We start from the raw sequence: 8632 nt of genomic DNA on the forward strand, positions 1-8632 counted from the left end.
TTTATTTTACCACGCGGGCAAATAGAAGAGAAATGACGGCCTTAGCCTAATTGAAATTACCTGACAAGATATCTGCATACGGTGAATCTGATGGCAAAATAATAACCGTGTCATCACCAATGGTTTTCTTATAAGATTCTAGTGAACGGTACAATTCGTAAAACTCTGGGTCTTTTGAAAATGATTCGTTGTAAATTTTAGCAGCTTGGGATTCTCCTTCTGCTTGGATCAATGCAGCTTCTTTACGAGCAGTCGCAATGACTTCTTGCGCTTCTCGGTCTGCTTGTGCTTCCATTTCGCGTTTTTTCGCGTCTCCTTGAGACAAATATTCTTGAGCCGTAGACTCACGTTCTGAAATCATTCGTGTATATACAGACTGTTCGTTTTCCTCTGGTAAATCCGTTCGTTTAATGCGAACATCCATAACTTGAATTCCATATTTATCTTTGTCGAGCAGCTCGTTCACTTTCGCTGTTACAGCATCATTTATGCTACCTCGAGATGAGTTTTCATCGTTAATGATTTCATCGTAATTTAATTGCCCAAGTTCTGTCCGGACAACCGAATAGATAAATTCTTCCATTCGAGATTCTGCATTGACGATCGTTCCCGCATTTGAAATCAATTCAAGGGGATTGACTACATGCCAAACGGCATAATTATCAATAATGATCCTCTTTTTATCTTTTGTATTGATTTCGGCTTCAGACACATCATACGTCATTTGATATTTTGGCAATGTCGTGACGCTTTGAATAAATGGAATTTTCATTTGAAGGCCTGGATCTTCTTGAATTTTCACCACTTCACCAAATTGACGAACCACCCGGTACTCGCTTTCTTTCACAACATAAACATTTGTCAGCAAAATTAGTAAAAGAACAAATGCGACAACTAAACCAACAATCAATTTCCAATATTTTTTAAAATCAATTGGATCTCTCGGTTCTCTAGTCTTTTTTGGTCGTTGGTAAGGATTGAATTTTTTTACTTCACCTAAAGGTTTGTTGGGTTCCATTAGTTGCCACTCCCTTCTGTGCTCTCAGTTGCTGGTGGAATCGTTGTTTGCAAGCCTTCTAGTGGTAAATACTTCATCGTGCCACCTTCATCGTTCATAATATATAATTTGGCATTTGGTAACACAGTTTCTAACGTTTCCATAATAATTCGCTGTTTTGTAACTTCCGGGTTGCTTTCATATTCTTTGTACAGTTTATCAAATAACGCGACATCCCCCGTTGCCTGTTGAACGCGTGTCACTTTTTGTCCTTCAGCTCGGGAATTGATAGCTGCTTTTTCACCTAACGCTTCATTGCGTTTTTGATTTTCGTATTTCTTGGCTTCGTTAATTTTTGTATTCATCGTTTCACGAGCATCTGTGACGTTCGTGAATGCTGCGCGTACTTCTTCGTTCGGAAGCTCGACATCTTGTAGTTTTACAGCTAAAACTGTAATCCCAATATCGTATTTTTCAATTAAAGAAGCAAGCAAGTCGCGTGTTTCGGCTTCGATTTCTGCTTTTCCGGACGTCAATGCATCATCAATCAATGAATTACCGATGATTGAGCGAATCGAAGCTGAAGTGGCATCGTGTAAAATATCTTGCGGTGCCTCTGCATTAAATAAGTATTTTTTAGGGTCAGTGATTTTCCATTGAACGACGAGATCAGTCAAAACGATGTTTTCGTCTCCGGTAATCATTTTTGTTTCTTTGTCGAATGCGACAATTTCACCTTCTGCGTTTTGGTTGTAGCCGAATTGCAGACTATAAGTTTCTTTTGATAAAATTTCTGCTTTTTGAATTGGCCACGGCATCTTAAAATGTAATCCTGCTTCAGTAATCGTTTCATTCGCTACACCAAACGTGATGATGACCGCCTGTTCAGATTCATCTACTGTATACCAAGAAGTAAAAACTGCAATGAGCAGCAGTATTCCCGCAATAGATAAACCGATCACTGCCAGCAATTTTTTTGTTGTCATGATGGGTCCCCCTTTTAGTTGTTATCTGTAATACGGAATAATAGTGAAATAGTTTCATAAAACAAGAAAAAGAGTCCCGGGGAAGGGACTCTTTTTAAATCATGCGGTTGAAGGGGGTTCTATTTAACTTTAACACCCAAGTATGAAGCTAGTGTTAAGCTTCTGTAAATTCACCATTGATTATTTTTATACTTCTTATAATAGTTAAATTGGCGCGCCAATAAATATAGTTTGCGTTTTAAATGCTTATCTTTTTTATAAAATAACGGATTGCCATATTGCCCTTTTTTGATAAGACGTTTAATATCTTTGAGCACGGCTTTATTATGAACAAAATTGCGCAAAACAGCTTTTGGAACGACAGTGAACAAAAAGTCCTCATTTAAATATGTCACAGGCTTTTCTGTTTGATAGATTAAATCATCCACAAAATACTCTGCCATGTTGTGACCAAGAGCCGTTACGTAATAACTTGAACGACCTTGACGAATGTTCACTTCAAATACTTTGAACTTTTTATCTCGTGCATCGTATTTCAAATCGAAGTTTGCGAATCCTTGATAACCAACAGCTTCAAGGAAGTTTTGCAATTTGACCATCATGTCTTTATCAAAGCGTGTGATCAATGCCGTATAGTTTCCGATTGCCGTCACCGTATGTTCTTGCAAAACAACTTGGGCAAAAGTCACTAATTGCGTTTTCCCTTTAGAGTTCGCATAGATAACTGAATCCCACATAAACGTATCGTCTCCAGGAATATAATCTTGGATGATCAATTCATCGCGGTAGCCACCTGCTTTGATTTGTTGAATTACTTCATGCAATTCTTTCGGACTTTCAACTTTATACACTTTTTGTTGGCCATCAAATTTGTTTCTGCTGTACTCAATACCATTACTCGGTTTAATGATCACTGGGAACATCATTTCTTCTTCAAACGGTTCTTTTGAATTGCAGTCATAAAAGAAGGTTGTCGGTGTATCAATACCGTGAACTTTACAAAGCTCATAAAAATTAGCTTTGACTTGCAGCTGATTCATCAAATCTTCGTTAATATAATTAAACACATAATGCTCACGTAAAACTCTTGCATTTTCAATAATTAAGCGAACATAAAGATCATTCGTCCCAATAAGTAAAAGTGTTTTTCCAGGAGCTCTGTATTTATCTGCGATATCCATTAAGATATTCGCAAATTGAGCATCGTCAGCCAAACTTGAACGCAATTCAATCGTTTCGGTAATGGTGCTTAATGACGTAAATGATAAAGGTTCTTTTCCGACTAAAATCGGCTTAATGCCATATGCTTCGTGAAATGAAATAGCCATATTGTATGCATTCATATCTGTGCCGACAATAATCGGTAAAAATGGGTGTTTAGTTTCCATGCTTTCCTCCTAGATTAAATAGCCAAAGGCAAATAGATTGTAAAAGTGGTGCCAACTCCGACTGTGCTGTCGACTTCCACTTGTCCATGATGCGCCTCGATTAAGTGTTTAACAATAGATAACCCAAGTCCGGTGCCGCCTGAATTGCGACTTCGCGCTCGATCGACTCGGTAAAAACGTTCAAATAACCGTTCAATCTCTGAGCTTTCAATGCCGATTCCTTGGTCTTCTACTTGTATAATGGCTCGATTATCTTTCCTAAAGAGCCGGATTGTAATTTCAGTGTGGTTGCTTGAATATGTAACAGCATTGATCAGCAGATTCATCATCACTTGTATTAAACGGTTTGCATCCCCTAAAACAGTTACAGGTTGAATCTCCAGTTTTAAGTGAATCGATTTTTCGTCAATTTTTGGTTGAATCATTTCTCTAGCACGTTTAATGACGGCTTCCATATTCATAGGTTGCGCATTTACTCTAAAACCGCTTTGTTCAACCTTTGATAAATCAAGCAAATCATTAATGAGCATCTCTAATCGATTGCTCTCAGTATGAACGATTTCCAAAAATGACAATAAAGTTTCCGTGTCTTTATAAGCGCCATCTAACAAGGTTTCTGAAAATCCTTTAATAGAAGTTACCGGTGTACGAAGTTCGTGAGATACATTGGCAACAAAATCTTTACGAATTTGTTCCAACTTTTTGAGTTCGGTAATATCTTGAAAAACAATAACAATACCTAACCAGCGCTCATGTTCTCCAATTACCGGTGCTCCGTATACATTAAAGTTTTTGAGTTTTAATCCTGATAAAAACTCAATTTGTACACGCGAATGCGTTTCCGTCATAAACACACTTTCAATGAAATTTTCAACTTCTATAGGAACTTGAATTTCTTTGTAAAATTTCCCCATAACAACATCGGGAGTTAGTTCGAACTCTTCTAAAAAAGGTTTATTAACAAGAGAGACGGCTCCTTGTTTGTCAATCATGATCAACGCACTGCCCATGTTCTCGATGAGTGTCTTTAACCGCTCTTGTTCCATGACACGAACTGCTGTGATTTCTTGCAAATTTCGCGCCAAAACATTGATCGTCCTGCTTAACTCGATACTGTTGTAGGCATTCGATTCAGATGCGCGTGCAACATAATTACCTTTAACAAGCTCCATCGCAGTTTCTGTAGCATTTTCAATTGGCTTAATCGCAACCCCAATAACTCGGCTACCGACAATCGCAGATAATACTAAAGCGACAACAAGTGAAAAAAACAAGAGCATCCATATATCGGATTTATCCTCAGCATTTTCGTATATCGGCAATAACTGCAACATGACGATAAACAAGCCGGCTAACATCATACCTATCCAGACTAATAATGTGGTCAGCAAGCGCTGGCGTAAAAACCTCATAAGCCTTTTGGTTCCTCAAACTTATAGCCAAGTCCCCGAATCGTTTTAATAAAAGTTGGTTTTCGGCTATTTTCTTCTATTTTCTCGCGTAAATGACTAATATGAACATCCACTATGCGCGTATCCCCCGCAAAGTCATATTTCCAAACTGCACTAAGCAATTGATCACGGGTGAGCACGCGATTTTTGTTTTCCATTAAATAGACAAGCAACTCAAATTCTTTTGGTGTAAATTCTAGCTGCTCTTTGTTTAGGAATACTTCAAATCTGTCAGGATAAACATCCAGTTTACCGAGAGAGATTGGTTGAGAAGCATCTTGCTGTGGAGTTGGAACATTACTCGCTCTTCTTAATACGGCTTTTATGCGTGCCAGAACTTCTCTAGGACTAAAAGGTTTTGTCATATAATCATCTGCGCCGAGTTCTAATCCCAATACTTTATCAAATTCATCGCCTTTAGCTGTCAACATAATGATTGGTGTATTGATTTTTTGCTGACGCAGCGATTTACAAACTTCTACTCCGTCCATCGATGGCAACATTAAATCCAACACAATTAATGATGGATTTTCACTTAATGCCAAATCATAGCCTTGCTTGCCATCATTGGCAATGATTGTTTCAAAACCCGCTTGCACCAAATTATAAGATAGTAATGTCGCGATTGAATGTTCATCTTCGATAATCAATATTTTCTTCAGCATTTTACATCCTCCACACTCAGTTTGAAACCCCCATCTCAAACCGCGTTAAAAATCATCTGTTGCATGAGTCGTCAATTATTCAATTGTTCGCGGTGGATTAGCAGTAATTTGTCCTTGTACTACTATTACACCTTGCTCATCGATTCCTTCAACTTGGACGATGACTCTATTGTGCACGATATCCACTTCGACAACTTCCAATGTAAAGTCGACTGTCGCGTAATGATAAACCGGTTTTAAAAACTTTAACTGTTGGCTAGTAATGTATGATCCAGGTCCCGGTATATATTTAGATATCGCAGACGTTAGAATACCCGTCAACATAATATTCGGTACTACAGGCTTTTCAAAAGTTGTCTGTGACGCGAAATCATGTTGAATATAAAGCGGATTGCTATCATTCGTTAAACCAAGATAAAGAAGAAGATCCTTGTCTTCAATCTTTTCTGTCAGCTTTAAGTTCTCACCGATTTTAATGTCTTCCACACGTCGACCTAATTTCCGCTTTTTCCCAAGCAACAAACAACATCCCTCCATTTTCTTGATACTCTTATAGTATCAATTTAGCCAATGAAAGTGCAAGCGCCTAAGGTAGCAGGAAAACTAGAGTTCACTTTTCTTATGCGAAAAAACTTCATAAAAAAATGAGTAAGAAATAATCTTACCCATTTTTCTATCATTTATGCTAAAACTTTCATAACTGCCTTAACGGACTCAGCTGATTGAGCTAACAATGCTCGTTCTTCTTCATTTAAGTCGATTTCAATAATTTTCTCAATGCCACCTGCTCCTAAAATTGTTGGCACACCTAGATAAATGCCATTCATGCCATACTCACCTTCTAAATAAGCGATAGACGGCATAATACGACGTTGATCTTTTATAATGGCTTCGGCCATTTCTACAAGTGACGCAGCTGGCGCATAATAAGCAGAACCATTCCCTAACAAATTAACAATTTCGGCGCCACCTTTACGCGTTCTAGCAACAATTTCGTCTAAGCGTTCTTTAGACATTAACGACTCTAACGGCACACCACCGGCATAAGAATACCGAACAAGCGGAACCATATCATCTCCGTGACCACCTAAGACGAACCCTGTAACGTCTTTAACCGACACATCCAATTCTTCGGCTACAAATGTTCTAAAACGTGCCGTATCTAAAACACCCGATTGCCCAATGACCCGCTCTTTCGGTAGTCCAGATGCTTTGAATACAGTATAAGTCATTGCATCGACCGGGTTGGTTAAAACAATAATTGTTGTTTCAGGAGAGTATTTCATAATATCTGCCGTTACAGATTTCATCACTTTCTGGTTGGTTTGGACCAAATCATCACGACTCATACCTGGCTTACGTGCAATTCCCGCAGTAATAATAACTAAATCAGAGTCTTTTGTGTCTTCATAATTAGCTGTTCCTTTTATGCGAGCATCAAACCCAAGCACTGGGCCAGCTTCTGCCATATCTAAGGCTTTACCTTTTGCGGGGTCTTCCATATTCGGAATATCGACCAAAACAATATCAGCCAATTCTTTTTGAGCCAATAAGAAAGCTGCTGTCGACCCAGTAAAACCAGATCCGATCACTGAAATCTTTGTACGTTTGAATGTCATAAAATATCTCTCCTTTTAACGTATTTGAATTAATAATAGCAAGTTGAATTTGCATTATGATTCTGTAGTTTAAAATAACATAAAAATACAAAACATCTTATTAGTAGGTACAAAAAAAGAGGGGAATTTCCCCTCTTTTGGTTTTTACTCTTATAGGTTTTTGATTAATTCATCAGCAAACTCAGAGCATTTTACTTCTGTAGCGCCGTCCATTAGACGTGCAAAGTCGTAAGTTACAACTTTAGAAGCAATTGTTTTCTCCATAGAGTTTGTGATCATTTTAGCAGCTTCAGCCCATCCTAAATGCTCAAGCATTAATACGCCCGAAAGGATAACAGATGATGGGTTTACTTTATCAAGACCAGCATATTTAGGAGCTGTTCCGTGAGTAGCTTCGAAAATCGCATGTCCAGTATCGTAGTTGATGTTCGCTCCAGGAGCGATACCAATTCCGCCTACTTGAGCAGCCAAAGCATCAGAAACGTAATCTCCGTTCAAGTTCATTGTTGCAACAACATCGAATTCGCTTGGACGTGTAAGGATTTGTTGTAAGAAGATATCAGCGATTGAATCTTTAACAAGAATTTTGCCTGAAGCAAGAGCTTCTTCTTGTGCTTTGTTCGCAGCGTCTGTACCTTTTTCATCTTTAATTGCATCGTATTCGTTCCAAGTAAATACTTTATCGCCGAATTCTTGCTCAGCCACTTCATAGCCCCAGTTTTTGAAAGCTCCTTCAGTGAACTTCATGATGTTACCTTTATGAACAAGTGTTAATGATTCGCGGCCTTCAATGATTGCATAGTTGATAGCAGCACGAACTAAACGTTTTGTTCCTTCTTCTGAAATTGGTTTGATACCAATACCTGAAGACTCAGGGAAACGGATGTTTTTAACGCCCATTTCGTCTTGTAGGAATGCGATTAATTTTTTAACTTCATCCGAACCGTTAGCATATTCGATACCAGCGTAGATATCTTCAGTGTTTTCACGGAAAATAACCATGTCCGTATCTTCTGGACGCTTAACTGGTGAAGGTACACCTTCAAAATAACGAACTGGACGCAAGCAAGTGTATAAATCTAACTCTTGACGTAGTGCCACGTTCAATGAACGGATACCGCCACCGATTGGCGTTGTCAAAGGACCTTTGATTGCGATCAAGTATTCACGGATAACATTAAGAGTTTCTTCAGGAAGCCATTCGCCAGTTTCGTCAAATGCTTTTTGTCCAGCTAAAACTTCTTTCCAAACAATTGATTTTTCGCCGTTATAAGCTTTTGTTACTGCTTCTTCTAAAACGCGTGATGCTGCGTTCCAAATATCCGGTCCAGTTCCATCACCAATAATATATGGAATAACTGCATTGTTAGGTACGTTCAAAACACCGTTTTCTACTGAAATTTTTTCGCCGTTAGTCATGTTAAATTTCCTCCTGTAGTCAAAGTCATAGGGCTGCACACAGTGCAAGCCCTATAAGTTATATTTTTTTATCGTACAAATAGATGAAAATTTCTTATCTTTCTTCA

The 8632-nt window shown here is 38.4% G+C and carries 8 protein-coding genes; all 8 read right to left on the bottom strand.

What is annotated here, in order from left to right; translation table 11 throughout:
• Window positions 1-46: 46 nt before the first annotated feature.
• Window positions 47-1018 (bottom strand): protease modulator HflC, encoded by a 972-nt coding sequence (hflC, locus tag MLE13_RS16165; protein WP_240750763.1) that lies wholly within the window; start codon window positions 1016-1018, stop codon window positions 47-49.
• Window positions 1018-1983 (bottom strand): FtsH protease activity modulator HflK, encoded by a 966-nt coding sequence (gene hflK / locus MLE13_RS16170; RefSeq protein WP_240750764.1) that lies wholly within the window; start codon window positions 1981-1983, stop codon window positions 1018-1020. The genes hflC and hflK overlap by 1 nt, the downstream gene beginning before the upstream one ends.
• Window positions 1984-2153: 170 nt before the next feature.
• A complete protein-coding gene (locus MLE13_RS16175) occupies window positions 2154-3371 on the bottom strand; it encodes a carboxylate--amine ligase (protein ID WP_240750765.1) in 1218 nt (405 codons plus the stop codon).
• A gap of 14 nt (window positions 3372-3385) precedes the next feature.
• Window positions 3386-4783, bottom strand: a complete 1398-nt coding sequence (gene pnpS, locus MLE13_RS16180; RefSeq protein WP_240750766.1) for a two-component system histidine kinase PnpS — start codon at window positions 4781-4783, stop codon at window positions 3386-3388.
• Window positions 4780-5487 (bottom strand): response regulator transcription factor, encoded by a 708-nt coding sequence (locus tag MLE13_RS16185; protein WP_240750768.1) that lies wholly within the window; start codon window positions 5485-5487, stop codon window positions 4780-4782. The genes pnpS and MLE13_RS16185 overlap by 4 nt, the downstream gene beginning before the upstream one ends.
• A 75-nt stretch (window positions 5488-5562) precedes the next feature.
• On the bottom strand, window positions 5563-6009 hold the full coding sequence (locus MLE13_RS16190) for a MaoC/PaaZ C-terminal domain-containing protein (protein WP_240750770.1): 447 nt from the start codon (window positions 6007-6009) through the stop codon (window positions 5563-5565).
• 158 nt (window positions 6010-6167) lie between these two features.
• Window positions 6168-7106, bottom strand: a complete 939-nt coding sequence (gene mdh / locus MLE13_RS16195) for a malate dehydrogenase (RefSeq protein WP_240750771.1) — start codon at window positions 7104-7106, stop codon at window positions 6168-6170.
• Window positions 7107-7256: 150 nt separating this feature from the next.
• Window positions 7257-8525 carry an NADP-dependent isocitrate dehydrogenase gene (gene icd / locus MLE13_RS16200; RefSeq protein WP_240750773.1) on the bottom strand — a complete coding sequence of 423 codons (1269 nt, stop codon included), beginning with the start codon at window positions 8523-8525 and terminating at the stop codon, window positions 7257-7259.
• Between the last annotated feature and the right edge of the window lie 107 nt (window positions 8526-8632).

The sequence above is a fragment of the Planococcus halocryophilus genome (genome assembly GCF_022489025.1).
Taxonomy (GTDB): Bacteria; Bacillota; Bacilli; order Bacillales_A; family Planococcaceae; genus Planococcus; species Planococcus halocryophilus_A.

Bases quoted from the DNA above. Each gene is read 5' to 3' on its own strand.
- hflC (WP_240750763.1), bottom strand. From the start codon at position 1,018: ATGGAACCCAACAAACCTTTAGGTGAAGTAAAAAAATTCAATCCTTAC.
- hflK (WP_240750764.1), bottom strand. From the start codon at position 1,983: ATGACAACAAAAAAATTGCTGGCAGTGATCGGTTTATCTATTGCGGGA.
- MLE13_RS16175 (WP_240750765.1), bottom strand. From the start codon at position 3,371: ATGGAAACTAAACACCCATTTTTACCGATTATTGTCGGCACAGATATG.
- pnpS (WP_240750766.1), bottom strand. From the start codon at position 4,783: ATGAGGTTTTTACGCCAGCGCTTGCTGACCACATTATTAGTCTGGATA.
- MLE13_RS16185 (WP_240750768.1), bottom strand. From the start codon at position 5,487: ATGCTGAAGAAAATATTGATTATCGAAGATGAACATTCAATCGCGACA.
- mdh (WP_240750771.1), bottom strand. From the start codon at position 7,106: ATGACATTCAAACGTACAAAGATTTCAGTGATCGGATCTGGTTTTACT.
- icd (WP_240750773.1), bottom strand. From the start codon at position 8,525: ATGACTAACGGCGAAAAAATTTCAGTAGAAAACGGTGTTTTGAACGTA.